Source organism: Phenylobacterium sp. NIBR 498073 (genome assembly GCF_027286305.1).
In the GTDB taxonomy this organism is placed as follows: Bacteria; Pseudomonadota; Alphaproteobacteria; order Caulobacterales; family Caulobacteraceae; genus Phenylobacterium.
Genome location: NZ_CP114599.1, coordinates 1,714,497 through 1,739,795 on the forward strand (window position 1 = coordinate 1,714,497; position 25,299 = coordinate 1,739,795).

Sequence of the window (25,299 nt, forward strand, 5' to 3'; positions counted from 1 at the left end):
AAGTCGACGTTCCGAGCAGGGCCATCCCAGGGTGGCGCTGGCGCTCGCCGAGCGCAGATCAGGTCAGATCACGATAATTTCGGCATGCCCGGCCTTCCGCGCCTTGCTGGGCTGCGAGGCCGTCGAGGGGCGGCCGCTGGACGCGCTGGCGCCGCCGCATGAGGCGGGCCGGCTGCAGGTCCTGATCGAGCGCTCCCTTCAGGGGCGGCGGCCGGGGAGGATGGACCGCTTCCTGCGCACGGACCAGCGGCCGGACGGGTCGCACATCTGGGCCTTTCCTGTCGAATGGGGCGCGGGCGGCGCCGAGCAGGTGATCCTGCAGGTTCTGCCGGTCGGGCGCTCGCATCACCTGACCAGCCACAGCGAGATGCTGTTCGATCATCTGGGGCAGATCAGCTCGGGGTTGCTCTACGTCTACGACGTGGTCGAGCGCCGGACGCGGTACATGCACCCGCAACTGGCCGAGAGCCTGGGGCTGTCGCCGACCGGCGCGGGCCTGGCCGAGGTGCAGCACCGTCTGCATCCGGATGACCAACAGGTGTTGCAGCGACACCTGGAAGAAATGTCCGGGCTCAGCGACCATGAGGTCTGCGAGGCGCAACTGCGGCTGCTCGGGGCGGAAGGCGACTGGCGGATCGTACAGTCGCGCGCGCGGGTGTTCTCGCGTACGCCGGACGGCGCGGTGCGCCGAGTGGTCGGGGTGGCGTCCGACGTCACCGCGGCGGTGGTGCAGGCCACCGCCCTGGCCCGCGCCAAGGAGGATGTCGCACGCGCCGAGCTGGACGAGCGGCGGCGGATCGGGCGCGAGCTGCATGATTCCACCGCCCAGCACCTGGTCGCCATCGGATTGTCGCTGGCCGCGCTGGAGCGGCGGGCGGTGTTCGACGAGAGCCACCAGACGATCCTGCGCGACATCCGCAACGCGATCTCGGCCGCCCATCGCGAGATCCGCACCTTCTCGTTCATGCTGCATCCGCCGCAGGCGGGGGGCCGCGATCTGGTCGAGCGGCTGCGGGTGTTCGCCGACGGTTTCGGCCGCCGCGCCTCGCTGCGGATCTCGGTAGAGGTGGCCGGCCAGCCGCGCGGCGCCACCAGCGCAATGGAAAGCACGCTGTTCCGCATCTTCCAGGAAGCGTTGATGAACGTGCACCGGCACACTTCGGCGCGCAGCGTGCGGGTGCTGCTGAACTATGTCGGGTCCGAGGTCTCGCTTTTGGTCGAGGATGACGGGGGCGCGCCGCCGAACGGGCGGACGCCGGCGGTCGACGACGAGACCGGGGTCGGGATCTCAAGCATGCGGGGGCGGCTCATCGAGTTGGGCGGGCGGCTGGACCTGGAGCCCGGGGACGATGGCCTGCGGCTGAGGGCGCGGTTGCCGCTGCAGGCGCGGCCGAGCGAGATCAAGCCGGCCCGCCGTCCGAGGCGGGTGGCCGGGGAGGAACGTTCCTTCGCGCCGCGGCGGCTGGGGCTGGACGCCGAGCGCGCGCCGCCCCGACTGGCCTGATCAACCTAGCGGGCGGTCAGCACCACCCCGAGCAGGACTGCGGCCCAGTGAACACCGGCGCCGGCGACGACGTGCCCGTGCCAGATGGCCCGGGCATATCGCAGCTGCTTGTTCAGGTAGAAGGCCACGCCGCTCGAATAGAGCAGCCCCCCGATCGCCAGCAGCAGCACCGTCAGGCTGGTGGCGTTGGCCAGCAGCGGCTTGAGCGCGACCAGCACGATCCAGCCCAGCAGCAGGTAGGCCGCGACCCAGACGCGGCGCCCGACGCCGGGCAGCAGCACCTTGCCCAGGGCGCCGAAGGCGGCGACCGACCACACCGCCGCGGTCATTCCCCAAGCCCAGGCGCCGGTCAGGGTCTGGGTCGTGAACGGGGTGTAGGAGCCGGCGATCATCAGGAAGATCCCGGCATGGTCGAGCCGGCGCAGGGTGGGCCGGAACCGGGGCTTGGCGAAATTGTAGGCGGTCGAGAAGCCGAGCATGGCCAGCAGGCCGAGCGCGTAGATGCCGACGGCGAACGCCATGCTGAGCGACTGGGCCCTGACCGCCAAGGCGAGCAGCACGATCCCGCCGACCAGGGCGAGGGTCAGGCCGACGACATGCACCACCAGGTCGGCGCACTTGGCGCTGGCGGTCGGGTAGTGGCGGGGTGGAACCGTGGGCGGGCTCATTGGGGAGGCTCCTGATCCTGGCGTCGGCCCGACGATAACAGGTTCGCAAAGCCGCGCGAGGGGGCGCAGCGCCGCGCAATAGACGAAAGAGCTTATTTGATCTGCATTTATGTGCTTACGATCATTGAAGTAATCGAAGGGTGATGCTTCCGGCCGCAATAGTGCAAGGATGTGTTCATGCCCGTCGGGCGCCAGGATGTCGGGCAGACGCGTGCGTCGCGCGGGCGCCTGATCGGTCATGAAGGCGCGGCCTATCTGGCGGCCTTCCTGCTGGTGCTGGTCGTCGCTGCAGCGATCGACCTGGTCCTGATCAACGATTTTCACCTGGAGCGGTTCAGCGCCGTGCTGCTCGCCGGGGTGCTGGTGGTCGCCGCCGCCCTGGGCCTCGGCTATGGGCTGGCCGCCGGCGGGGCGGCGCTGGCGGCGCTGCACCTGCTGGCCCAGACCCCGCTGCCGCAGGGGTGGCTGTCACAGGACGGGCTGCTGTTCGCGCTGCTGGGCGCGGCGGTGGTCGCCGCCGGGCTCTATGCCGACGTGGCGCGCCGCCGGGAAAGCGCGGCCCGGGCCCTGGTCGCGGCGGGCGGGCGGTTGTCGGCCCACGTTTCGGACTCCGCGCTCGGCCAGTTCATGCGCAGCGTCGGCGGCGAACGGCTGTCGGGCGTCGAGATGTTGGAGAACACCGCGCGCACCGGGGTCTGCGTGCTGATCATCGGCGCCGGCTGGGCGCTGGCGCGGGTGGTCGGCGACGCGCTGGGCCCGGGGGGCACGCAGTTGATCCTGACTGGCGCCGTGCTGCTGGCGGGGGCGGCGCTGGGCGCCAGCCTGGGGCTGGCGGGCGGCGTGCTGATCGTCCTGACGGCGCTGGCGTTCCCGCCCGCCCAGCCGGGACAGTTCGGCGGTTCGCCGCCGGTGGTGGCCTTCGAGCTGCTGATGTACGCGGTGTTCGGCTGGGGCGCAGGTCACCTGGCCGACCGGCTGCAACGCGAGCGGCGGGCCATGGACGGCCTGACCGCCGCGAGCCGTGAGTTCGCGGCCGGGGCCGACGAGGCCAGCGTACGGCAGATCCTGCTGGAGAGCCTGGTCAAGGTCACCGGCGGCGGCGCGGTGGAACTGGTCGACGAGGCCGGCGGGGCGGTGCTGAGCACGCCCGACGCCGGCCGCCGCGCCCCATCGGCGGCCACCGGCCGCTGGCGCGAGCGGGCCCTGGCCTCGGACGGGCGCGTGGTGGGCGCGGCCCGCTGGCTGCCGGGGACGCGCCATGGCGGCAAGGGCCAGGACGACGAGGTCGCCGCCGCGGTGGTCGATCTCGGGGCCTCGGCGATCGTGCGGGCGCGGCTGGGCGTCGAGAAGGCCGACATGGAGTTCCGGGCCCGCACCGAGCAATTGCGCACCATTCTGCTCGACGCCGTTTCGCACCATTTCCGTTCGCCGCTGGCCGGCATCCTCGGCTCGGCCACCAGCATCCTGAACCTGCCCGAGCAGCACGACCGCGAGGCGCGGCGCGAGTTGCTGCTGATCATCAAGGAGCAGGCCAACCGGCTGAACCGCTACGTCGAGAACTTCCTCAGCGTGGCGCGGCTGGAGTCCGGCGCGATCGACGTCAATCCGACCGAGGTGGTGCTGGAACCGCTGCTCTACGACGTCTGGGAGACGTTCGGCGAGGCGGGCGGGGCGCGCCGGTTCCTGCATGTCGAGGTCGGCGAGGCCAGCGTGATCGCCGATCGCAGCCTGCTGACCCAGGCGGCCGGCAACATCCTGGAGAACGCCATCAAGTTCAGCGCCGAGGGCTCGATGGTCGCGGTGCGGGCGCGGCGGGCCGGCGAGACGGTCGTGATCGAGTTCACCGACCAGGGCTGCGGCGTCGCCCCGGCCACGGTCGAGCGGATCTTCGACCGGTTCTTCCGCGGCCAGTCGACCCCGGCCCCTGGCCTGGGGCTGGGGCTCTACATCACGCGGAGCCTGATCGAGATCCTGGGCGGTTCGGTCTGGGCGCAGAACCGGACGGACGGGGAGGGCGGGCTGGTGATCAGCGTCAGTCTGCCAGCGACGGCGGGGAGGGATTGATATGGGCGCAGCGAGCATCCTGATCGTCGAGGACGAGGAACAGCTGCAGCGGATGCTCCGCTCGGCGCTGACCCAGGCCGGCTACATGGTGGTGACCGCCAAGTCGGGACTGGAGGCGCTGGAGCAGCTGGTGCGGCACGAGTTCGGGGTCGTGCTGCTGGATCTTGGCCTGCCGGACATGGACGGCAAGGAGGTGATCGCCCAGGCGCGCTCGATCTCGCGCGCGCCGATGCTGGTGGTGTCGGCCCGCGGATCCGAGCGCGAGAAGATCGCGGCCCTGGACCTGGGCGCCAACGACTATGTCGCCAAGCCGTTCGACATGGGCGAGCTGATGGCCCGCATCCGCGTGGCGTTGCGCATCCCGCAGTCGGCGGCGAGCGCGGGCAGGCCCGCGGCCCGCGGCCTGCACGTGGACGTCGCGGTGCGCCGCGCGACGGTGGACGGCGCCTCGGTGCGGCTGTCGCGCAAGGAGACCGAGTTGCTGGCGCTGCTGATGGAGGCGCGCGGCGAGGTGGTGACCCACGAGGCCATCATCGAGGCGATCTGGGGCCGCGGGACCGACGCCGACTACATGAACGTGCGGGTGCTGGCCTGGCAGGTGCGGCGCAAGATCGAGCCGGACGGGTCCGCGCCGCGGTTCCTGATCGCCGAGGCCGGGCTCGGCTATCGGTTGAGCTTGGATTGAGGAATTCGAGCGATCGGCGTAAGTAACCGATGCCATGTGTTGGGTGTTAAGATTTCTGTTAAGGAAAATTCGTGCGCGAATTGTTTGAAGTTACCCGACGAATTCCCGCATTTGGTGTATGACTATTGAACTAATTTTGGAGTTGGTTCTCTAATAGAGGCGGCGCCGTGCTCGGAGCGCCGGCCAGCAGGTGGGCTGTCTGTCATGGACGTAGTCTGCAAACCATCACATCGCGTGCGGCGGGGGCTGTTGTCGCGGCTGCGCGGCTTCGGCGCGGAGCGGCGCGGCAGCGTCAGCCCGATGCTGACCCTGATGATCATTCCGCTGGTCGGGATGCTGGGCATGGCCACCGAGGCGTCCAGCTGGTTCTTCGCCCAGCGCTCGATGCAGGCCGCGGCCGACGCCGCCGTCATGGCCGCAGCGACCAACGGCTGCGACGCGACTCAGGCGAGCTGCGTCACCGCCAAGACCCCCTTTTACGACGCCGAGGCCCGGTCGGTGGCGAGCCGGTTCGGGTACGTCAATGGGACGGCCGACACGACGGTGAGCGCGATCAACACCGCCACCTGTCCGGCTCCGCTGACCGGCTCGAACTGCTACCAGGTCACGATCACCCGGCTGATGCCGATCAACCTGACCCGCATCGTCGGCTTCCAGGGCGATGCGGCGACCGATGCGGGGCGCGCGCAGACCGTTATGGCGTCGGCCACCGCCTCACCGAAGCTCAAGGGAACCTATTGTCTTCTGGCGCTGGCGTCTGGGGGCGCCGGCGTCGAGGGTATTCGCTGTAACGGCTGCAACGCCGCCAACCTGGCGGGGTGCCGCGTGGGAACCAATGGGTCTGCGCGTTGCAATGGCGGCAATCTGAAAGCCGACGGTTCCGACGCCGTCGGCAACCGCAGCGACTGCGCGGCGGGCGGTACGGGGACGACTGGGGTGGCGCCGATCGCTGACCCCTACAAAACTCTGGCGGCGAATATTCCGGCCGATCCGTGCAACAACAAGTACTCAAACACGACGACTGCTGTGACGACACTGACTGTCGATGGGGCGACACCGAAGACCTATTGCGGCGGCGTGACGTTCAGCAATGGCGTCACGGTTTCGACCCCGACGGGCAGCGGCGTCATCGTGGTCAGGAAGGGCAGTCTCGTCGTGCCGGCCGGTAAGACGCTGAAGACCGCCGCCGGCTCACACCTGACGATCATTTTCACCGGACCTCATGCCAGCGGTGACACCCATATCCTGAATGTGGACACGGCGGACTTCGCGGCGCCGACCTCCGGTGATTGGTCGGGGGTTGCAGTCTACCAGGACCCGATTTTGACCTCGGGCGTTGATTGGACGGTGGCGGGCAATCGTCCGACCTGGAACATCACCGGCCTCGTCTACATGCCGAATGCGGCATTGCAGATTGGCGGCATCGTGAACAAGGCCAGCAACGGCCATAACTGCTTCGCCTTGGTGGTCGACACATTCCGCTCCAATGGCACGACGACCTTTTTCGAGACGCAGACCGAGTGCCCGCAGGCGGGCCTGAAGCCGCCGACCGCGGACGTATATGTAACGAGAACGGCGCTGGTCCAATGAGCGCGCGCCGGACGAGGCGGTTCTGGCGGGACGACAGCGGGGCGGCGGCGGCCGAGTTCGTGCTTTGGCTGTCGCTGCTGACCTTGCCGTTGATCAACGCCGTCGACCTGGGCGTCTACGTCTTCAAGAAGATGCAGGTCGAGACGGCCGCGCAGGCGGGAACCCATGCGGTCTGGCGCTCGTGCGATACGAGCGCGAAACTGCCAGCGGTGAGCAACTGCACGGGGCTGGCCGCGACCATCCAGGCGGCGGTGCAGTCGACCAGCCTGGGCGCGACGGTCACCGTGGCGAGCGGCAGTCCGGTCGAGGGCTATTACTGCCTCAACAGCTCCGGTGCGCTGACCCTGGTCGGGACCGCCGGCACGCTGGGGTCGGCGCCGACCCGGCCCAGCCCGTTCACCTGCGCCGGCCAGTTCAGCGGGTCGACTACGGCGCCGGGCGACTATGTGCAGGTGACGGTGAGCTATCCCTATGAGCCGATCTTCAGCCAGGCCTCGGTGGCCAGCCTGCTGACCACGCCGATCACCAAGACCGCCTGGATGAGGCTGAACTGAGATGGGCGGGATGCGGGCGCTGCTGGCCAGACTGCGGCGCGAGGAGAAGGGCGCGACGGCGGTCGAGTTCGTGCTGATCCTGATCCCCATTGTCATGCTGACCCTGGGGGCGATCAATCTGAGCCTGATGGTCTATACGGTCGCGACCCTGAACTATGCGGCCGAGGACGCCGCGCGTTGCCTGAGCGTGAAGAAGACGACCTGCACCGTGGCGAGCGTGAACGCCTATGGCCGGGGCCGCTATACGGGGCCTGGCGCGGCGAGCTTCGTTGCGTCCAGCGCGACCTGCGGCAATCGGGTGGTGGGCACGGTCGACTACGTGTTCACGACAGGGCTGACCTCGACGACCATCCCGCTGTCGTCCCAGGCCTGCTATCCGCTGACCTGACTGGGCGCTCAGACCAGGGTCAGGCCGATCTTGGCGGTGATGCTGGGCAGCAGCAGCGTGTAGAGGGTCAGCGCGATCCCGTAGAGCGACCCCAGCACCGGCCGGCCTTCGCGAAAATTGATCACCACGCCTGCCAGCATCGGGCCGCTGATCGGGCCGATGATGAAGTAGGGCGCCAGTCGCTTGAAACGGGACACCTTCGACCCTCCAAGGACATTGCAGTCTTGGCGCGAGGATGGCCGCAAAAAACGTCGTTAGCAAAAGATTAATCGCGGTGGTGCGAGCCTGCCGGCCATGCAGACTGGGGCCGCTCCGGACGCCTTGCGCGTCGATGCGCTCGCCAAGCGTTTTGCTGGCGGGGGCGGGGTCGTCGACGTCTCCATGCGGTTGGCGGCGGGCGCTGTCACCGGCTTCATCGGCGTCAACGGCGCCGGCAAGAGCACCACGCTTCGCTGCATTCTCGGCCTGCTGAGCCCCGACGCCGGGCGGATCGAGATGTTCGGCGCGCCGGCCGACCGCCACGCGCGGCGGCGGGTCGGATTCCTGCCGGAGGAGCGCGGTCTGTTCCCACGCGAGCGGGCGCGCGACGTCATCGCCTTTCACGCGCGGCTCAAGGGGCTGGACAAGCGGGCGGCCTTCTACGCCGCCGACCGGTTGCTGGAGCGCATCGGCCTGGCCGAGCGCCGTCGTGCGCGGGTGGGCGAGCTGTCGAAGGGCAACGCCCAGCGGGTGCAACTGCTCTGCGCGCTGGCGCACGGACCGGACCTGCTGATCCTCGACGAGCCGTTTTCCGGCCTGGACCCGATCGCCCAGGGCGAAGTGCATTCGCTGTTCTCGGAATTCCGCGCCGGCGGCGGGGCGATCCTGTTTTCCACCCACGCGATGGCCGCGGCCGAAAGCCTGTGCGACCAGGTGGTGATCCTGGCGGGCGGGCGCACGGTGTTCGAGGGCGCGGTGGCCGAGGCGGCCGCAGCCTCGCCGTACGGCGCGGTGGTGGTGACCTCCGACGACATCGGGCTGGCGCGGGCGGTCGCGGCGGTAGGCGGGGCGATGGCGCCGATGGCCTCGCGGATGGGCGAGGCGGCGCGCTGGCGTGTGACCCTGCCGCCGGAGGTGACGCATCCGGCGCTGATGCGGGCGCTGGCCGATCTTTCCGTGCCGATCTTCGCCTTCGAGCCGATCAAGTCAGACCTTGAGGGCGCGTTCTGGCGGCTGGCGGCCGAGGCGCCGCCCGTCGAGGAACGGCGGGTCGCATGAACCATCCGATCTGGCTGATCGCCGGCCGCGAGTTCCGGGCCTATGTGACCACCGCCAGCTTCTGGTTGGCGCTGGCGATCGGGCCGCTGCTGACCGGCGGGGCGATGCTGGCCCAGCGCACGCCGCCGGCCGCGCAGGAACAGCTGGCGATCACCGCCCAGAGCGGCGGCGGCTGGGAGGCGCGGTTTAGCGACGATTTCCCGTTGTCGCCGGCTGGGCGCGAGCAGGTGCTTCAGGTGCTGCGCGGTGAGGGGCAGGCGGTGCAGGCCGCGCCGGCCCGGCCGCCGCGCGAGGCCGCGGACCCGTCGCGGTTCCTGCTGGTGCTGCTGCTGTGGGTGACGCTGGTCGGCTCGCTGGGCATGCTGCTGCAGGCGGTGGTGCGCGAGCGGGCCAACCGGGCGCTGGAGATCCTGCTGTCGGCGGCCCGACCGCTGGACGTCGTGCTGGGCAAGGTGCTCGGCGTCGGCGCGGTGTCGGTGCTGGTGATCGGGGCCTGGCTGGCCGCGCCGGCCGCAGCGGCGATGCTGGCGCCGGGGCCGGCCCTGGGCGCGCTCGCGGCGTTCGCCGACCCGTGGGTGCTGATGCGGGCGGCCGTCATCTATGGCCTGGCGTTTGGGTTCTACGGATTCCTCACCGTCGCCGCCGGGGTGATGGCGCGAGACAGCGCCGACGCCCAGAACCTGGCCCGGCCGATGTTCGCGGTGCTGCTGGTGGCGTTCTTCACGACCATGGCGGCCGGGGCTGGAGCGGCCGAGAAGACCGCGTGGCTGACCTTCTTGCCGCCGTTCACGCCGTTCATGCTGCTGGTGCGTCCCGCGCCGCTGGCGGTCGAGGTCGTGGCGATCGCCGAGCTGGCGCTGGCGACCGTGCTTGCCGGGTGGGGCGCGTCCGAAGTGTTGCGCAAAGGCGGCGCCTCGCCAGGTTTCCGCTGGCCACGGCTGCTCCGGCCGAAGACCTCCGTGCGCGATTACTGAATTTACGGACAACCTTCTAGGTTGTGAGACGAGTGGGTCTCAAAGACATCATTTAGTTGAGGTGTTCGCGCGCTGGGATAGGGGCTCTGGCCGGCCTGCACCTGTGTGGGGAAACCCTCGGCGAAAGATCTCCCGGTCGGTGTGCGGGGCCGAAAAATCTAACATTTAATAACATTAGAACGTGGATCGCAGGTTGTGTGTTTCCCGCTCGAATTCAGTAATGAATTCTTAAGAATCGCAGCCGTTAACCATGCATTTAGGTTTACAGCCCGTTAAGGCTGTGGATTAGTTTTCCACAGGTGGAAGCGAAGGGGGTCCCCAGACTTCAACCGATCCCTGCCGCAGCCATGGTGGCGCGGCCTGTCGTCCATTGAGTGGGAGGCTACATATGTCCAAGTTTGTTGCGTTCCTCAAAGACGAGTCCGGCGCCTCGGCTGCCGAGTATGTTCTGATCCTGGCTATCATCGGCAGCGGCATCGCGCTGGCCGCCACGAACTTCGGCGATTCGCTGGGCGATGCGCTCGACCGGGCCGGCGCCGTGATTGACGGTGTCGATTACGGCGGCGCCGCGCCCGCCGCCCCCTAACGGCGTTTGGTTCAGCGCGCCGCATCCGTGACAGGCGGCGCGCTGGACTGTCCTTCTTGCAAATTTTCTGCGGCAGCTCGCTGAGCCCGCTCCCCGGATAGAGCAGCTATCTACGGAAGGCCGTCGATGTCTTTGCGTTCGCTCGCCTCAATCGCACTTGCCATATTCCTGGGCCTGATCGCCGTCCTCGCAGTGCGGGGGGTGCTGACCTCTCAGAAGTCCACGACCGTGCAGTCGGCGGCGCTGACGCCCGTCGTGGTGGCCATGGTGCCGATCGACCGCGGCGTCGAGCTGAAGCCGGCCATGCTCAAGACCGTCAACTATCCGAGCAGCGCGGTGCCCGCCGGGGCGTTCAGGTCGGCGGATCAGCTGGTCGGCAAGGACGTTCCCGCCCGCACGACGGTGCGGTCGATCATCGCCAACGAGCCGGTGCTCGCCGCCAAGCTGAGCGGGAGCGAGGGCAAGACCAACATGTCCGGCGCGCTGACGCCGGGGATGCGCGCGGTGAGCGTGCGTTCCAGCGACGTCACGGGGGTCGGCGGCTTCGTGCTGCCGGGCGATCACGTCGACATCCTGCTGACCCGCACGGTCGGCAAGGGCGAGGCCGAAACCACGATCACCCAGGTGCTGGCCGAGAACAGCCTGGTGATGGGCGTCGACCAGATGAGCGACCAGGACGCCGACAAGCCGCAGGTGGCCAAGGCGGTGACCGTCGAGGTCACGCCCGACCAGGCGCAGGCGATCTCGCTCGGCCAGTCGGTCGGCGAGGTGAGCCTGTCGCTGCGCCAGTCAGCCGACGTCGCAGCCCTGACCAGGAAGGTGACGAGCGTCTCCGACCTTGCCGGGCCCGGGGTGCGCAAGGCCGCGCCGGTCAGGCGCGCGACGGTGCGGCGGGGCGATCCCGGCATGACTGAGGTGCGCGTGACCCGCGGCGTCGAGACCGCCGGATACGCGGTCAGGGCGTTCTAAAGCGCCCGTTCTGAATTCCCGGCCGCACGGCGGCGCGAGGGGGGAAGACGATGAGAACCAAAGCCAATCGAGACGCCCTGGCGGCGGCGCTGATGGCGGCGAGCCTGGCCCTGGCGATCGCGCCGGCGGCCTGGGCCCAGGGCGCGGGCGCCTTCGACCCGGCGAGCGCCGTCGAGGTCGAGGTGCCGGCCGGCAAGTCTCAGGTGATCGAACTGCCGGGACCTTACGTCGACGTGATGGTCGCCAATCCCGAGATCGCCGACGTGCTGCCGCTCAGCAACCGTTCGATCTATGTGGTCGGCAAGAAGGCGGGTGCGACCGGCCTGACCGTCTACGGCCCCGGCAAGCGGCTGATCTCGGCCGCCAACATCGTGGTGTCGGCCGACATCGACGGCCTGAAGCGACGGCTGCACGAGTTGCTGCCCAATGAGCGCGATATCGGCGTGCGGCCGGCCAACCAGTCGGTGGTGCTGTCCGGTACGGTCAGCAGCCCGGCGGCGCTGGGCCAGGTGGTCTCCCTGGCCGAGACCTACGCCCCGACCAAGGTCGTCAACATGCTGGGCGTCGAGGGCACCCAGCAGATCATGCTGTCGGTGCGCTTCGTCGAGATGAACCGGACCACCGCCAAGGGGCTGAAGGTCAACGTCAACCGCAGCGACTGGGACCCGGCCGACGGCCCGCCCAGCGGCGCCAGCCGGTCGGGCGATGATCCGTTCATGGCGGTGTTCACGGGCGACACCATCGTCAAGAACGGCGGCAAGCTGATCGACAGCTTCGGTGCGGTGGCCGCGCTCTACAACGGCAATCTCGAGATTCTGCTCGACGCCCTGGAGACGCGGGGCCTGACCAAGACCCTGGCCGAGCCGAATCTGGTGGCGATGTCGGGCGACACGGCGAGCTTCCTGGCCGGCGGCGAGTTCCCGATCCCGGTCTCGCAGTCCTCCACCGGCGACGCGATCCCGAACATCACCGTCGAGTTCAAGCAGTTCGGGGTGTCGCTGGCCTTCACCCCGACCCTGCTGAAGGACGGGCTGATCAACCTGGTGGTCAATCCGGAGGTGTCGAGCATCGACCCGACGGTGTCGGTCGAGATGGGTCTGATCAAGATCCCCGGCATCAAGGTGCGTCGCGCCAAGACCACGGTCGAGCTGCGCGACGGCGAGTCCTTCATGGTCGCCGGACTGCTGAAGGAAGACTACGAGAACCAGCTGCGCCAGTTCCCGTTCGTCGGCGACATGCCGGTGCTGGGGGCGCTGTTCCGGTCGAACGGCTACAAGCGCGAGGAGACCGAGCTGGTCATCGTCGTGACCCCCCACCTGGTCACGCCGCGCAAGGGCCGGATCGCCGCGCCCGGCGACAATTTCGTGCCGCCCTCGGATTTCGAACTGTTCCTGTTCGGCGCCTCGCAGGCGGCAGGCCCTTGGATGCGTCCTGAGGACCGCGCCCTGATGAGCGCCGACCCGGCGCGCGGCGGGATCGAAGGCCCGCACGGCCATGTCCTCTACTAGGAGCGCCGCGATGAACGCACGTCAGATCTCCCTTCTCGCCGTCACCCTGGCCGCCGCCGGCCTGGCCGGCTGCGTCCAGACCCAGCCGCATCTCGGCGCCGACTTCGGATATGCGCTCCGCGCCGCGGCGGTGGCGCAGATCGCCAACCCGGAGGCCGTCTACACCGGCGATCCGGCCCCCGGCTCGAACGGCGCGCGGGTCGCGGCCGCGCAGGAACGCTATCGCACCGGCAAGGTCATCGAGCCGGTCGCCACGGCTTCGACGGTCAGCAGCGCCTCGAGCGTCGGCATGACCGCCAAGTAGGCGGGGCACGAACGGACCTGAGCCAGATGGTTGACATGCCAAAGATGTTTCGAGGTTTCGGCGCGCCGGGCGGCGCGGGTGTGGAGACCGCGGTCCGCGGCCGGCGGGTCGGCGTGGCCGACGGTGCGATCGGCGGCGCCGAGCGCTTCGCCTCGATCGCCGCACAGTTTCCGCATGTCGCGTTCGAACCGCTGGCCGGAAGCTGGCCCGAAGCGCCAGCAGGGCTCGACGTCCTGGTGGTCAGCCTGGAGGGCGGGTCGACGACGGCGGTCGAGGCCGGAATGCGCCGGCTGTCGGTGATCTCGCCGCAGACCGCCGTGGTCGTGGCGCTGCACGACGCCGACGTCACCACCACGCGGCGGTTGGTGCGGGCCGGGGCGGCCGACGTCCTGACCTATCCGATCAGCGAGCCGGCGCTGGCGCTGAGCCTAGAGCGGCTGCTGGCGCCGCGGGCGCCGGCGGCCGAGCCGGCGCGGCCCAAGGGCGAGGTCGTGGCTTTCCTGAAGGCCGGGGGCGGGGTCGGGGCGAGCGCGCTGGCCGTGCAGGCCGCCGCCGTCGCGGCGGCGCGCGGCGCGGTCGAGGTCTGCGTGGCGGACCTGGACCTGCAGTTCGGCGCGGCGGCGCTCTATCTCGACCTGCCCGAGGCGATCACCCTGGCCGACTGCATGAGTTCCGGCGCGAATCTGGCGGAGACGCCGTTCGCCACCGCCCTGGCGCGGCATCGCTCGGGCGTGCGGGTGCTGGCCGCGCCGCGCGAGATCGTCGCCTTGGAGATGCTGACGCCCGAACATGTCGAGGCGTTGCTGAGCGGTCTGCGCCGAGACTTCGGCCTGGTTCTGGTCGACCTGCCTGCGGTGTGGACCGCGTGGACCAACCAGGTGCTGCACTTGGCCGACCGCATCGTGCTGGTCACCCAGATGAGCGTGCCGCATGTCCAGCTGGTCAAGCGCCAGCTGCGGGTGCTGACCGCCCAGGGCCTGGAGGGGCGCCCCCTGACCCTCGTCTGCAACGGGCTGACCAGCGACCAGACCGGACTGGTGTCGGTAAAGGCCGCCGAGCGGGCCATCGGGCGCGAGTTCGACATCGTCATCCCCGAGGACAGCAAGACCATGACCGCGGCGATCAACGAGGGCGTGGAGCTGGCCTCGGTGCGCAAGGGCACCAAGCTGGAAAAGGCGGTCGGCGATCTGGCCGGCAAGCTGGCCGCGCTGTCGCCGCCGCCCGCTGCAGGCGGCTGGCTGAGGGGGTGATCGTATGCTCTGGAAGCCCACCGCGCCGAACGAGGCCGCGCCCCAGATCGGAACCCCGCAGCCGACGCCGATCGAGGGCGCGACGGCCCTCAAGGTCCGGATCCACCAGCGGCTGCTAGAGCTCTTGAACCTCAGCCTGTTGGACAAGACCCCGCGCGAGAGCTTGCGGCTGGAGATCCGCGGGGCGGTCAGCTCGCTGCTCGCCGACGAGAAGCGCATCCTCAATCTCAGCCAGACCGACCAGTTGATCGAGGACGTGCTGGACGAGCTGCTGGGCCTGGGGCCGCTGGAGCCGCTGCTCAAGGACGAGAGCATCAGCGACATCCTGATCAACACCCACAGCACCGTCTATGTGGAGCGGTTCGGGCGGCTGGAGCCGACCGACGTCCGGTTCCAGGACACCCGCCACCTGGTGCGGATCATCAACAAGATCGTCGCGGCGGTCGGCCGGCGGGTCGATGAATCCCAGCCGATGGTCGACGCCCGGCTGGCCGACGGCAGCCGGGTCAACGCGATCATTCCGCCGCTGGCGGTGGACGGTCCGCTGGTCTCGATCCGCAAGTTCGCCAAAAGCCCGATCCACATGGACCGGCTGATCGAGCTGGGCAGCATTTCCGGCGAGATGGCCCTGCTGCTGCGGGCCATCGTGCAGTCGCATCGCAACGTGCTGATCTCGGGCGGCACCGGCTCGGGCAAGACGACGCTGCTCAATGCGTTGTCGGCGTTCATCGCCAACGAGGAGCGGATCGTCACCATCGAGGACTCCGCCGAGCTGCAGCTGCAACAGCCGCACGTCGGCCGGCTGGAGACGCGCCCGGCCAACATCGAGGGCAAGGGCGAGATCACCCAGCGCGATCTGGTCCGTAACGCTCTGCGGATGCGGCCCGACCGCATCATCGTCGGCGAGGTGCGGGCCGGCGAGGCCTTCGACATGCTGCAGGCGATGAACACCGGCCACGACGGGTCGATGACCACGGTCCACGCCAACACGCCGCGCGATGCGCTGTCGCGCGTCGAGCAGATGATCGGCATGGCCGGGCTGGAACTCTCGCCGCGCTCGATCCGCCAGCAGATCGCTTCGGCCATCAACATCGTGATCCAGGCCGAACGGATGGACGACGGCCGTCGCCGGGTGGTGTCGATCAGCGAGGTGGTCGGCATGGAGGAGGACGTGATCTCGCTGCAGGAGATCTTCCGCTTCCGTCGGCAGGGACGCGCCGCGGCGGGCGGGGTTGCTGGCGATTTCGAGACCACCGGGGTCCGGCCGCGCTTCGTCGACGTGCTGGCCGCGCGCGGGGTGGAGATGCCGCCCATCGCGTTTTCGGCGGGGAGGAGGTCGGTCTAGGCGATGAGCAATCCGATCATCTACGTCCTGGCGTTCGTCGCCGTGGTGGTGCTGGTCCAGGCGGTTGCGCGGCTGATCTTCGCGGCCGGCGACCGCAACAGGCGGGTCAACCGGCGGCTGACCATGATGGAATCCGGCATGAGCCGGGAGGAGATCTTCAGCGCCCTGGTGCGCCGGCCGCCGGGCGCGCGGAGCGCCGGTCCGGTCGCGGCGATCTACGACGGCGTCGAGCGCTACCTGCGCCAGGCCGGGCTACTGGTGTCGCCGGCGCGGCTGGCGGCGATCACCGCCGGCCTCGCCGCCGCATTGTGGCTGGTGGGCCTGAGCGTGGCGACTTCCGGGGCCGGGCCGAGCGTGCTGGTCAGCGGGGCGATCTCGATGGTGGGCGCGTGCGTCCTGGCCGTCCTGGCGGTGGCCCTGTGGGTGCGCCGGCTGCGCACCGCGCGGATCAAGAAGATCGAGGAGCAGTTGCCGGCCGCGCTCGACGTCGTCAACCGCGCGGTGCGCGCCGGGCATCCGGTGATTTCGGCGGTGCAGTTGGCCGCAGACGAGATGGGCGATCCGATCGGCTCGGAGTTCGGCCTGATCGTCGACGAGACGACCTACGGCGTCGAATTCAAGGAGGCGCTGGCCAACTTCGCCCGCCGCACGGGATCGCCCGCAGGGCACTTCTTCGCGGTGAGCGTCAGCATCCAGTCGGAGACCGGCGGCAACCTGGCCGAGATCCTGGAGGGACTAGCCTCGGTCATGCGCGGACGCCACTCGCTGGGCAAGCGGGTGCGGTCGCTGGCGAGCGAGGGGCGGGCCTCGGCGGTGCTGCTCAGCGTGTTGCCGGTGCTGCTGATCGCCGTGCAGCTGATGTTCCGGCCGACCGTCTATTCCGACAAGTTTTCCGACCCGATCTTCTGGCCCGTCGTGCTGCTGACGGCGGTCATCTACCTGATCGGCTGGGCGATGGTGCATCGCATCATCAACTTCAAATACTGAGGCGATGACGATGGCCCAGTGGTTCGATCTGGCGATCCAGGCCTTCACCTTCCTGGCGGTGTTCGCGGTGGCCAGCATGGCCCAGCGGGCCATCGGCGCGCAGCTGACCGTGCGCCGGCGGCTGGGCCGCGAGGAGGTCGAGGCGTCGCATTTTTCGGAAGGCTCGGTGCTGCGGGACGAGAAGGTCCGCAATCCCTTTCTGCTCTGGGTGCAATCGGCGACCGCCGGGGGCCAGGCCAAGGAAGCCCAGAAGCTGCGCAAGGACTTGTCGCTGGCCGGCTTCGACCAGCCCTCGGCGCCGATCTGGTACGTGATCGCGCGGTTCTCGCTGGCGATCGGGGCGCCGATCCTGCTGATCGGCGGGCTGGCGCTGGCGGGCCGTCCGTTGACCGGGCTGTCGGCGTTCATCTTTCCGCTGGTGATCTGCGGGGTAGGGCTGATCGCGCCGAAAGCGCTGCTCGACAACCGCGTCAACGCCCGCCGCGAACAGCTCGAGCACGAGTTCCCCGACGCCCTGGACCTGATGGTGGTCTGCGTCGAAGCCGGGCTGGGGCTGGAGGCCGCCTTCGTACGGGTCGCCGCCGAGGTGAAGGAGTCGCATCCGCGGATCGCCGAGGAGTTCGGCCGGCTATCGGACGAGCTGAGCGCGGGGCGGGGACGGGCCGAGGCCCTGCGCGCCCTGGCCGACCGCCTGAACGTCGACAGCATCCGCTCGTTCGTGGCGCTGCTGATCCAGACCGACCTGCTGGGGGTCAGCATCGGCCAGAGCCTGCGGACCTATTCGGCCGAAATGCGCGAAAGCCGGTTCATGAAGGCCGAGGAGAAGGCGATGCGCATCCCGGTGCTCATGACCCTGCCGATCGTGGCCTGTTTCATGCCGGTGATCATCGTGGCGCTGCTGCTGCCGCCGGCGATCGACGTGGTCCGGACGCTGATTCCGGCCCTGAGCGCGAACTAGCCGAGATGAGCACGCCGATGACGATGCTTCGAACCGTTGCGGTGCTGGCCCTGGTTCCCGGGCTGGCCGGCTGCGCCCTGTGGCCCCGCGCCGTGGCGTGGGTGGATTTCCGCGCGGTACAGACCAGCGAGGTCCAGCGTTTCTCGCGCCAGGACGGCTACTACAACAGCTCCGTGGCGGCGATCGAGCGGCGAGACTACGCCGCCGCCCTGGACCTGCTGCAAGCGGCGCGGGCGACCAAGCCCGACGACGTACGGGTGCTGAACGCCTTCGCCGTCGTCTACGACAAACTCGGCCGCTTCGATCTCAGCGCCCGCTACTATGAGCAGGCCCAGCGGCTGGATCCCGCCTCGCCGGTGCTGGCGCGCAACATCGCCTATTCGGCCACGCTGCAGACCCGCGTGGCGGCCCCGCCGAGCTACGCCCTGGCGGCGGCGGCGGCGGGGCCGCGGCCCGAAGCCGCCGCCGGCGTCGCGCCGGCCCTGGCCGCGCGGCCGGCGGTGGTGCGGCTGGCCATGGTCGCGCCGGCCGCGGTCGCGCCCCTGGCCCCCGGCCAGACAGGCCGGCCGTTGGAGCTGGCCGACCTGTCCGGATGCGCCGGCGGCGCGGCGAGCGCGCGGGCGGCCCTGCGCCGGCTCGGCTGGTCGGTCGACGAGGTCGCCGCCGACGGCGCCCAGCAGGCCGTCACCACCATTACCTATAGCGACCGCAACGCCCTCGTGGCGCAGGCCTTGCAGCGCACGCTGCCCGGTCCCGCCAACCTGGTCCGGCGCGGTGACGACTACCCGGGCATCCGGCTGGCGATCGGCGCCGACGCGGCCAAGTGGTCGTGGCCGGCACGGGGCGAGCCGGCCCTGAAGGGAGACTGAAGGTGCGGACTTTCACGATCATCGCATTCGCCGCCGCCGTCGCGGCCACCCCGGTTCAGGCCGGCATCTTCGGACGCGAGCAGAAGGCCGCGCCCCAGGTCAGCGAGGCGGCGGTGGCCGAGATCCAGCGCGCCCTGGACGAGCAGCGGCTGATCGACGCCGGCCGGATGCTCGACAGCGCCCAGGTGGCCGGGGTGCGCGATCCGCGCCTGAAGGTGCTGGGCGGCGACCTCAACCTGCGCCGCGGCCGGCTGAACGCGGCCTATGCCAGTTATCGCGACGCCGAGGCCGATCCGAGCGTGCGGGCCCGGGCGCTGCAGGGGCAGGGGATCACCTTGTCGCTGCAGGGCCGTTCCGATGAAGCCGTGGCCATGCTCCAGCGCGCGGTGGAGGCCGACCCCGGGGCGTGGCGCGCCTGGAACGCCCTGGGCCGCGAGTATGACAACCGCACCCGCTGGACCGAGGCCGAGGCCGCCTACGCCCAGGCGATGAGCGCCTCCGGGGGCGATGCGCTGGTGCTCAACAATCGCGGCTACTCACGCCTGCTGCAGCACCGTCGCGACGAGGCGGTGGCCGATTTCGTGGCCGCGCTGGGCAAGCGTCCGGCGTTGACCGAGGCGCGCACCAACCTGAGGCTGGCTCTGGCGATGCGCGGCGACTACGACCGCGCCCTGGCCGGCGGCGCGCCGGACGACCAGGCCGCGCTGCTCAACAATGCCGGCTTTGCGGCCGGGATGCGCGGCGACTACGCCAAGGCCGAGCTGTTGCTGGGCCAGGCGCTGGAGCTCAAGAGCGAGTACTATGGGCGCGCCTCGGAGAACCTGAAGGTGGTGCGCGCCCTGGCCGCGCAGAGCGGACCGAGCCCGAATGTGGTCCGCTGAGAACCTTCATACCGTCCTGGCCGCGATCCTGTCGGGGGTGCTGATCTGCGTGGCGGTCGGCGACGTCATGAACCGGCGGATTCCCAACGCCGCGGTGCTCGCGGTGGTTGCGCTGTTCGCCCTTTGGGCGTTGGCCGACCGCGGCGCGAGCCTGGGCGCGGGACTGGCGGCGGCCGCCATAGGCTTCGGGGTCGGCTTCGTGTTCTACCTGATGCGGATCATGGGCGCGGGCGACGTCAAGCTGTTCGCCGCCGTGGCGCTGTTCACCGGGCTCAGCTACCTGCACCTGTTTGCGCTGGCGACGGTGCTGGCGGGCGGGGTGATGGCGGTGTTAACCCTGGCCGCGCGGCCGCGCCGGGCTTTGGTGATGTTCACGCTGAAGGGGCGAGGCGACTATGGCCGCGGCATTCCCTATGGCGTGGCGATCGCGGTCGGCGGGCTGATCGCGGTCTGGGGCGGGTTGACCGGCGCGCTGCCGGTCGACGTGCTGAACCGCATCTAGCGGCGCGATCGCGAACTATTCATCGATTGGGGAATTATTAGGGGGCGGACGGCCTCGACGCCGTCACGCTGGAGTGGAAGCGCCTCGGGTCCAAACGCGAGGTTCCGCACGGTCTGGCGATCGATGGAAAGCGCGCCGCGAGACGGGCGCGAAATACTGGCCCTGGTCGAGGGCCGCCTGCCGATGGTGGTGTTTTGGTCCGACTGGCTGGCGGGGCACTGGCAGCCGCTCGGGCAGTCGTGGCGAGAGGCGGCGCCGATGCTGTGGGCGCCGTTGCCGCCTCCGCCGACGTAGTCAGTCTCGCAGACTGGCGGGCACGACGCCGCCGTTCTTGGCTAGGGCGTCCCAGACCGCCTTCTGCAAGGCGATGTTCTGCTCGGCGCTGCCGTGCGGCCCGGCGTTGACGCCGAGCTCGCCCGCCAGCTCCTTGCGGGCGTCGAGGCTGGAGTCGAGGTCGAGCAGCTTCAGCAGGTCGACGATCGAGGTGCGCCAGTTGCCGCCGCCGCCCTTCAGCTCGGCGATCTGGACAAGGACCGCTTCGACGTTGACTGGCTCGGGCGGGGGCGGCGGGGCCGCAGCGACGGGCGCTGCGGCCGGAGCCGGAGCGGGAGCAGGCGCGGCCGGAGCGGCCTCGGGCTTCTTGCGGTGAAATACCTTGTCCATAATCGAGCTGAAGATGCCCATGCGCCGGTCTCCCTGTTGGATGGCTCCCTATTAAAGCTCGGCCATGACAGGAGTTCCGTCAGAACCCCTTGGTGATCGAAATGCCGTAGAGCCGCGGATCGAGCAGGAACACGCTGCGGGTGGCCCCCAGGTTCTCGTCGGCGATGTCGAACCCGACGATGGTGTCGTCGTCGAGCAGGTTCTTCACGAACAGCTGGACGTTCAGGTCTATGTCGGGATTGGCGAAGATCAGGCTGGCGTTGACGTTCTCCCACGCCTCGATGTTGTCGAAGAAGGCGTTGTTATAGCGCATGAAGCTCTCGGACTGGCGGTAGTAGTCGCCGCGCAGGGTGGCGTTCCAGCCGTTGGGCAGCTCCCAGCGGTACTGGGCTCCGAGCGAGACGGTCCACTCCGGGGCGTTGGGCAGGTCGTTGCCGGAGAGGTCCTGGATCACCCCTTCGCCGGCGCCGTTGGCGAAGCGCGAGACGCCCGGGCCGTAGTTGTAGACGGCGTTGGTGAGCGCATCTGCGGTGGCCGGCGCCACGCCCGCCGCCAGCAGCCGGCCACGGATCGTCGAGGTCCCTGAGCCGGTGCCGCCGCAGGCGAAGTTGGCCAGCAGGGTCGAGCCGCCCGGAACCCGCAGCAGGTTGGCCACGCCTTGGGCGTTGAGAATACAGCCGCCGTTGGTCGAGTTGGCGTAGATGTAGGCCGAGTTGTCCTGAGTGCGGTTGAAGGTGTCGACCACCATGCCCTTTTCGATCTCGGTGTTCAGGTAGCCGATGTTGGCGTTGAGCCGCAGGTTGTCGATCGGCTCCCAGATCGATTCCATCTCCACGCCCCAGATCTTGGCGTCGATGTTCTCGTTGTAGACCGAGCGGTTCACGCTGCGGCCGATCTGATAGCCCTGATAGTCGTAGTAGAAGCCGGTCAGGTTCAGCAGCAGCCGGCCGCCGGCCAGGGTGTTCTTGGTCCCGATCTCGTAGGCGTTGACGAATTCCGGCTCGTAGCTGGGGTTCAGGCCGAGGGTCACGACGCCCGGCGGGTTGAAGCCGCCGCCCTTGTAGCCCTTGGAGTACGAGGCGTAGATCAAGGTGTCGTCGGTGAACGACAGGTCCGGCGACCAGTCCACGTTCAGGCGGCCGGTGGTCTCCTGGAACTGCACCTCCTGGTCGGCGGTGAAGGTGGGGCCGCGGCCGGGGGTGAACAGGGTCGAGCCGCTGCCGCGGGTCCACTTCTTGTCGTCGGTGTAGCGCAGGCCGAGCGTGACCCTCAGGTCGTCGGTCGCCTGCCAGTAGAGCTCGCCGAAAGCGGCCTTCGACTCCAGCTTATATTCGCTGAGGCTGATGTAGTAGTTGTGACCGGTGAAGTCCGGATCGCGCAGCGGATCGACATAGGCCAGCGGCTGGACCACGCGCACCGCCGCGGTCGCCGCGTTGGTGGCGACATAGGTGATGCTGGTCGCCTCGTAGTCGAGGTAGATGCCTCCGACGTTGAAGTTGAAGGCGCCGTCGAAGTTGGACTGCAGGCGCAGTTCCTGGGTCCATTGCTCGTTGTGGCTCGTGCCGCCGGACTCGCTCATCAGGCGGTCGGTGACCCCGAACTGTGGGTCGTTCAGCACCCCGTTCGGCGTGAACGGCGTGATCCCGAACGGCACCGACGAGAAGCCGCCGGTGGAGTCGCCGCGGGTGTAGTTCTCATTCTCGTTATAGCTGGTCAGCGAGGTCGCGGTGAGCTCGGGGGTGATGTCCCATTCGAGGTTCAGCTCGTAGAGGTCGGTGCGCGGCCGGTAGGTCGGGCGGCCATAGACCTCGATTTCGCGCAGGTTGCGCGAGATGGTCTTGCCGGCGAAGGCGTCGGTGGTCTGCAGGCCGATCTGCCGGGCGATGATGCCGGTGAAGGTCGAGAGTTGGTTGGTCGTTCCGTAGACGTTGTCGCCATAGACAGAGGCGGGCAGGCAGCCCTGGGTGAACGCGGCCTGGGCCGCGCCGGTCGGCACGCCGAGCACGTTGGTGAGGCCAAGGTCCTTCTGGCACAGCTGCTTGCGGGCGCCGCGGGTATCGTCCTCAGAGAAGTTGTCCCACAGGATGTAGCCGCGGAAGTTGTCGGTCGGGGTGAAGCCCAGGGTGACCCGTGCGGCCCAGATCTCGCGGTCGTCGATGTCCTGGCCGTTCAGGGTGTTGTCGGTATAGCCGTCGCGCTGGAGAGCGAACCCGGCGGCGCGCAGCTGGAACATCTCGCCGAGCGGCACATTCACAAAGCCCTGCAACTTGATGCTGTTGTAGTTGCCGAACTCGGCGGTGATCGAGGCGTTGAACTCGTCGGACGGCTTGTTGGTGATGACGTTGACCACGCCGCCGGTGGCGTTGCGACCGTAGAGCGTGCCCTGCGGTCCGCGCAGCACCTCGACCCGTTCAACATCGTAGAACTCTGCGTCGGCCAAGCGGTTCGAGGTCAGCGGGACGTTGTTGTGGTGGATCCCGACGCCGTCGTCGCCGCCGGTCGAGACCAGCTGGGCGCCGACGCCGCGGATCTGGAAGTTGGTGCGCAGGGCGCGGCGGGTGAAGGTGAGGTTCGGGACCGACTGGACCAGGTTTCCGGCGGTGTCGATGCCTTGCGACTTCAGCGCCTGCTCGCTGAAGGCCGACACCGCGATGGGAACGTCCTGCACGGACTCTTCCCGTTTCTGGGCGGTGACGATCAATTCTTCGATGACGTTTCCGCCCGAGGACTGAGCCCAGACGGGCGTGGACCAGACAAGCGCGAGCGCAGACGCAGAAGCCAGCAAGGCTTTGGCCATTCTTCCCTCCCTAGTCCCCAGAAGCGGGGATCTTGTCGACGGTTCCTGGTCGAGCCGGACCGTTCAGGGTTGAAAGCTTGAGCCTGACTTTCCCCCGCGTCAAACGTGTTTGTTAACGTTGTTCTTTGAGCCGGTATGCGTCGCCTTTCAGCCGAACGGCTTATCCAGGCTGGGTTGTGGCGCGGTGAACCAGGCTGCGCCGGCCTCGGTAACGTGGAAGTGATCTTCCAGTCGGACGCCGAACGAATCCGGGATCACGATCATCGGCTCGTTGGAAAAGCACATCCCGGGGGCGAGCGGGGTCTTGTCGCCGCGCACGAGATACGGCGCTTCGTGGATCGACAGGCCGATGCCGTGGCCGGTGCGGTGGGGCAGGCCAGGGAGTTCGTAGTCGGGGCTGAGACCGGCGGCGGCCAGCACGCGGCGGGCGACGGCGTCGATCTCCTCGCAGGGGACGCCGGGCCGGACGGCGGCGAAGGCCGCGGCCTGGGCCTGCTTTTCCAGCTCCCAGATCTTGCGCTGTTCGGGCGAGGCCTCGCCGAACACATAGGTGCGGGTGATGTCGGAGTGGTAGCCCTGGACCTGGCAGCCGGTGTCGATCAGCACGATCTGCCCGTCCTCGAGCGCCTGCTCGCCGGGCAGGCCGTGCGGGTAGGCGCTGGCCAGGCCGAACTGCACTGCGCAGAAGTAGGAGCCGTTGTCGGCGCCGAGGGCGCGATGGGCCTGGTCGATGAAGCGGCGGACCTCGCCGGTGGTGATCCCCGGCGCCAGGATGCGCGCGGCGCGGCGGTGGACCTCGAGCGTCATGGCCTTGGCCTGGGACATCAGGGCCAGCTCGGCCGGCGACTTGATCATCCGGCAGCCGTCGACGACCGGCGCGCCGTCCAGCAGCTTGAGGGCCGGCGCGGCCTTGGCCACGCCATTGAACACGAAGAAGGGCAGGGCGGGGTCGATGGCCAGCGAGGCCGCGCCGTCCAGCGCCCGTGCGGTCAGCTCATAGGGGCTCTCGTGCTCCTCCCAGAGCAGCAGTTCGGCGTCGACGCCGAGGGCGGCCTCCAGCGAGCCGAGCTCGAAGCGCGGGCAGATCATCCGCAGGTCGCCCTGGCGCGGCAGCACCATCGCGACCAGCCGTTCGGTCGGCCCCCAGGCGACGCCGGTGAAGTAGCGCAGGCTGGGGCCGGCGCCGATGATCAGCGCTTCTGCGCCGATCTCGTCCATCAGCTCGCGGGCGCGGGCGATGCGGGCGAGCCGTTCCTGGCGGGTGATGGCTGGGGCCGGATTGGGCCACGGCGCCAGGTCTGCGAGTTCGGTCTGGGCCGTCGAGCCGCCGATGCCGTTGGTCATGTCACGCTCCGGTACTGAAGGGCGCCGCGCGCTGGCGGCGCAGCAGGCGGGCCCGTATATACGCGGCCATGGCTGAAGCCTTCAACGAACTCACCCTGCCGACCGCCAAGGCCGAGCGCTACGCCGCCCTGGCCGAGGAGATCGCCGCGGTCCTCGACGGCGAGCCCAATCGCACGGCCCGCATGGCGAGCGTCGCCTCGATGCTGGCGGCGACCTTCGAGACCTTCTTCTGGACCGGCTTCTACGTGGTCGATCCGGACAAGGAGCGCGAGCTGGTGGTCGGCCCCTACCAGGGCACGCTCGGCTGCCTGCGCATCGCCTTCGGGCGCGGGGTCTGCGGGGCCGCGGCGGCCAGCGGCCAAACCCAGCTGGTGCCGGACGTCCACGCTTTCCCGGGGCACATCGCCTGCGATGGCCGCTCGCAGAGCGAGGTCGTGGTCCCGGTGTTCGACGCCGCCGGCGCCCTGATCGCGGTGCTGGACGTCGATTCCGACCGGCTGGCGGCGTTCGACGAAGTCGACGCCCATTGGCTGGAAAAGATCGTGCGGAACACCTTCGCCGTCTAGCTGGCGCTGACGGGACGTCAGTCTGGACTCAAGGGGCCGGGCGGGCGCGTACTTGCGTGCAAGAACGTGGGTACGGGAGCGCCTTG

Annotated in this window: 25 protein-coding genes; 20 read left to right on the forward strand and 5 right to left on the reverse strand. The window is 69.3% G+C overall.

Features of this window, described 5'->3' with window-relative positions; translation table 11 throughout:
- Positions 1–31: 31 nt before the first annotated feature.
- Complete coding sequence (locus O4N75_RS08615; protein ID WP_269628943.1) at positions 32–1,504, forward strand: histidine kinase; 1,473 nt, start codon at positions 32–34, stop codon at positions 1,502–1,504.
- A 5-nt stretch (positions 1,505–1,509) separates the two neighbouring features.
- On the opposite strand, the gene O4N75_RS08620 is transcribed toward O4N75_RS08615, so the two are convergent.
- Positions 1,510–2,172, reverse strand: a complete 663-nt coding sequence (locus O4N75_RS08620) for a hemolysin III family protein (RefSeq protein ID WP_269628944.1) — start codon at positions 2,170–2,172, stop codon at positions 1,510–1,512.
- Between the two features lie 177 nt (positions 2,173–2,349).
- On the opposite strand from O4N75_RS08620, the gene O4N75_RS08625 reads away from it, so the two are divergent.
- From O4N75_RS08625 to O4N75_RS08645, 5 genes are all read left to right on the forward strand, one after another.
- Positions 2,350–4,236: an ATP-binding protein gene (locus O4N75_RS08625; RefSeq protein WP_269628945.1), complete on the forward strand. Its 1,887-nt coding sequence runs from the start codon at positions 2,350–2,352 to the stop codon at positions 4,234–4,236.
- A gap of 1 nt (position 4,237) precedes the next feature.
- Positions 4,238–4,921: a response regulator transcription factor gene (locus O4N75_RS08630; RefSeq protein ID WP_269628946.1), complete on the forward strand. Its 684-nt coding sequence runs from the start codon at positions 4,238–4,240 to the stop codon at positions 4,919–4,921.
- 249 nt (positions 4,922–5,170) lie between these two features.
- Positions 5,171–6,511 (forward strand): pilus assembly protein TadG-related protein, encoded by a 1,341-nt coding sequence (locus tag O4N75_RS08635; protein ID WP_269628947.1) that lies wholly within the window; start codon positions 5,171–5,173, stop codon positions 6,509–6,511.
- The gene (locus O4N75_RS08640; protein WP_269628948.1) at positions 6,508–7,065 is read left to right on the forward strand and encodes a TadE/TadG family type IV pilus assembly protein; all 558 of its coding nucleotides are present in this window, start codon (positions 6,508–6,510) and stop codon (positions 7,063–7,065) included. Before O4N75_RS08635 ends, O4N75_RS08640 begins: the two co-directional genes overlap by 4 nt.
- A 1-nt stretch (position 7,066) precedes the next feature.
- Positions 7,067–7,453: a TadE/TadG family type IV pilus assembly protein gene (locus O4N75_RS08645; protein WP_269628949.1), complete on the forward strand. Its 387-nt coding sequence runs from the start codon at positions 7,067–7,069 to the stop codon at positions 7,451–7,453.
- 8 nt (positions 7,454–7,461) lie between these two features.
- Here O4N75_RS08645 and O4N75_RS08650 read toward each other — a convergent pair whose 3' ends face one another.
- The gene (locus O4N75_RS08650) at positions 7,462–7,650 is read right to left on the reverse strand and encodes a hypothetical protein (RefSeq protein ID WP_269628950.1); all 189 of its coding nucleotides are present in this window, start codon (positions 7,648–7,650) and stop codon (positions 7,462–7,464) included.
- Positions 7,651–7,747: 97 nt separating this feature from the next.
- Here O4N75_RS08650 and O4N75_RS08655 point away from each other — a divergent pair, with 97 nt between their 5' ends.
- From O4N75_RS08655 to O4N75_RS08715, 13 genes are all read left to right on the forward strand, one after another.
- Complete coding sequence (locus O4N75_RS08655; RefSeq protein WP_269628951.1) at positions 7,748–8,710, forward strand: ATP-binding cassette domain-containing protein; 963 nt, start codon at positions 7,748–7,750, stop codon at positions 8,708–8,710.
- Positions 8,707–9,684, forward strand: a complete 978-nt coding sequence (locus O4N75_RS08660) for an ABC transporter permease (protein WP_269628952.1) — start codon at positions 8,707–8,709, stop codon at positions 9,682–9,684. The genes O4N75_RS08655 and O4N75_RS08660 overlap by 4 nt, the downstream gene beginning before the upstream one ends.
- Positions 9,685–10,072: 388 nt before the next feature.
- Positions 10,073–10,270 (forward strand): Flp family type IVb pilin, encoded by a 198-nt coding sequence (locus O4N75_RS08665; RefSeq protein WP_269628953.1) that lies wholly within the window; start codon positions 10,073–10,075, stop codon positions 10,268–10,270.
- Between the two features lie 126 nt (positions 10,271–10,396).
- On the forward strand, positions 10,397–11,239 hold the full coding sequence (gene cpaB, locus O4N75_RS08670) for a Flp pilus assembly protein CpaB (RefSeq protein WP_269628954.1): 843 nt from the start codon (positions 10,397–10,399) through the stop codon (positions 11,237–11,239).
- A gap of 50 nt (positions 11,240–11,289) precedes the next feature.
- A complete protein-coding gene (locus tag O4N75_RS08675; RefSeq protein WP_269628955.1) occupies positions 11,290–12,747 on the forward strand; it encodes a type II and III secretion system protein family protein in 1,458 nt (485 codons plus the stop codon).
- A gap of 10 nt (positions 12,748–12,757) precedes the next feature.
- Positions 12,758–13,051, forward strand: a complete 294-nt coding sequence (locus O4N75_RS08680; protein WP_269628956.1) for a hypothetical protein — start codon at positions 12,758–12,760, stop codon at positions 13,049–13,051.
- Positions 13,052–13,077: 26 nt separating this feature from the next.
- Positions 13,078–14,301, forward strand: coding sequence for a hypothetical protein (locus tag O4N75_RS08685; RefSeq protein ID WP_269628957.1), 1,224 nt, complete (start codon positions 13,078–13,080; stop codon positions 14,299–14,301).
- Positions 14,302–14,305: 4 nt separating this feature from the next.
- Positions 14,306–15,646, forward strand: a complete 1,341-nt coding sequence (locus O4N75_RS08690; RefSeq protein ID WP_269628958.1) for a CpaF family protein — start codon at positions 14,306–14,308, stop codon at positions 15,644–15,646.
- A gap of 3 nt (positions 15,647–15,649) precedes the next feature.
- A complete protein-coding gene (locus tag O4N75_RS08695; protein WP_269628959.1) occupies positions 15,650–16,633 on the forward strand; it encodes a type II secretion system F family protein in 984 nt (327 codons plus the stop codon).
- Between the two features lie 10 nt (positions 16,634–16,643).
- Positions 16,644–17,591 (forward strand): type II secretion system F family protein, encoded by a 948-nt coding sequence (locus O4N75_RS08700; RefSeq protein ID WP_269628960.1) that lies wholly within the window; start codon positions 16,644–16,646, stop codon positions 17,589–17,591.
- Between the two features lie 17 nt (positions 17,592–17,608).
- Positions 17,609–18,460, forward strand: coding sequence for a LytR C-terminal domain-containing protein (locus O4N75_RS08705; RefSeq protein ID WP_269628961.1), 852 nt, complete (start codon positions 17,609–17,611; stop codon positions 18,458–18,460).
- 2 nt (positions 18,461–18,462) lie between these two features.
- Positions 18,463–19,341, forward strand: a complete 879-nt coding sequence (locus O4N75_RS08710; protein ID WP_269628962.1) for a hypothetical protein — start codon at positions 18,463–18,465, stop codon at positions 19,339–19,341.
- Complete coding sequence (locus tag O4N75_RS08715) at positions 19,328–19,843, forward strand: prepilin peptidase (protein WP_269628963.1); 516 nt, start codon at positions 19,328–19,330, stop codon at positions 19,841–19,843. The genes O4N75_RS08710 and O4N75_RS08715 overlap by 14 nt, the downstream gene beginning before the upstream one ends.
- A gap of 294 nt (positions 19,844–20,137) precedes the next feature.
- On the opposite strand, the gene O4N75_RS08720 is transcribed toward O4N75_RS08715, so the two are convergent.
- The 3 genes from O4N75_RS08720 to O4N75_RS08730 form a co-directional block, all read right to left on the reverse strand.
- Positions 20,138–20,527 (reverse strand): DUF3597 family protein, encoded by a 390-nt coding sequence (locus tag O4N75_RS08720; protein ID WP_269628964.1) that lies wholly within the window; start codon positions 20,525–20,527, stop codon positions 20,138–20,140.
- Positions 20,528–20,585: 58 nt separating this feature from the next.
- Complete coding sequence (locus tag O4N75_RS08725) at positions 20,586–23,303, reverse strand: TonB-dependent receptor (RefSeq protein WP_269628965.1); 2,718 nt, start codon at positions 23,301–23,303, stop codon at positions 20,586–20,588.
- A 147-nt stretch (positions 23,304–23,450) separates the two neighbouring features.
- Positions 23,451–24,647, reverse strand: a complete 1,197-nt coding sequence (locus tag O4N75_RS08730; RefSeq protein ID WP_269628966.1) for a Xaa-Pro peptidase family protein — start codon at positions 24,645–24,647, stop codon at positions 23,451–23,453.
- A gap of 68 nt (positions 24,648–24,715) precedes the next feature.
- On the opposite strand from O4N75_RS08730, the gene O4N75_RS08735 reads away from it, so the two are divergent.
- Positions 24,716–25,213, forward strand: a complete 498-nt coding sequence (locus tag O4N75_RS08735; protein WP_269628967.1) for a GAF domain-containing protein — start codon at positions 24,716–24,718, stop codon at positions 25,211–25,213.
- Positions 25,214–25,299 lie beyond the last annotated feature (86 nt).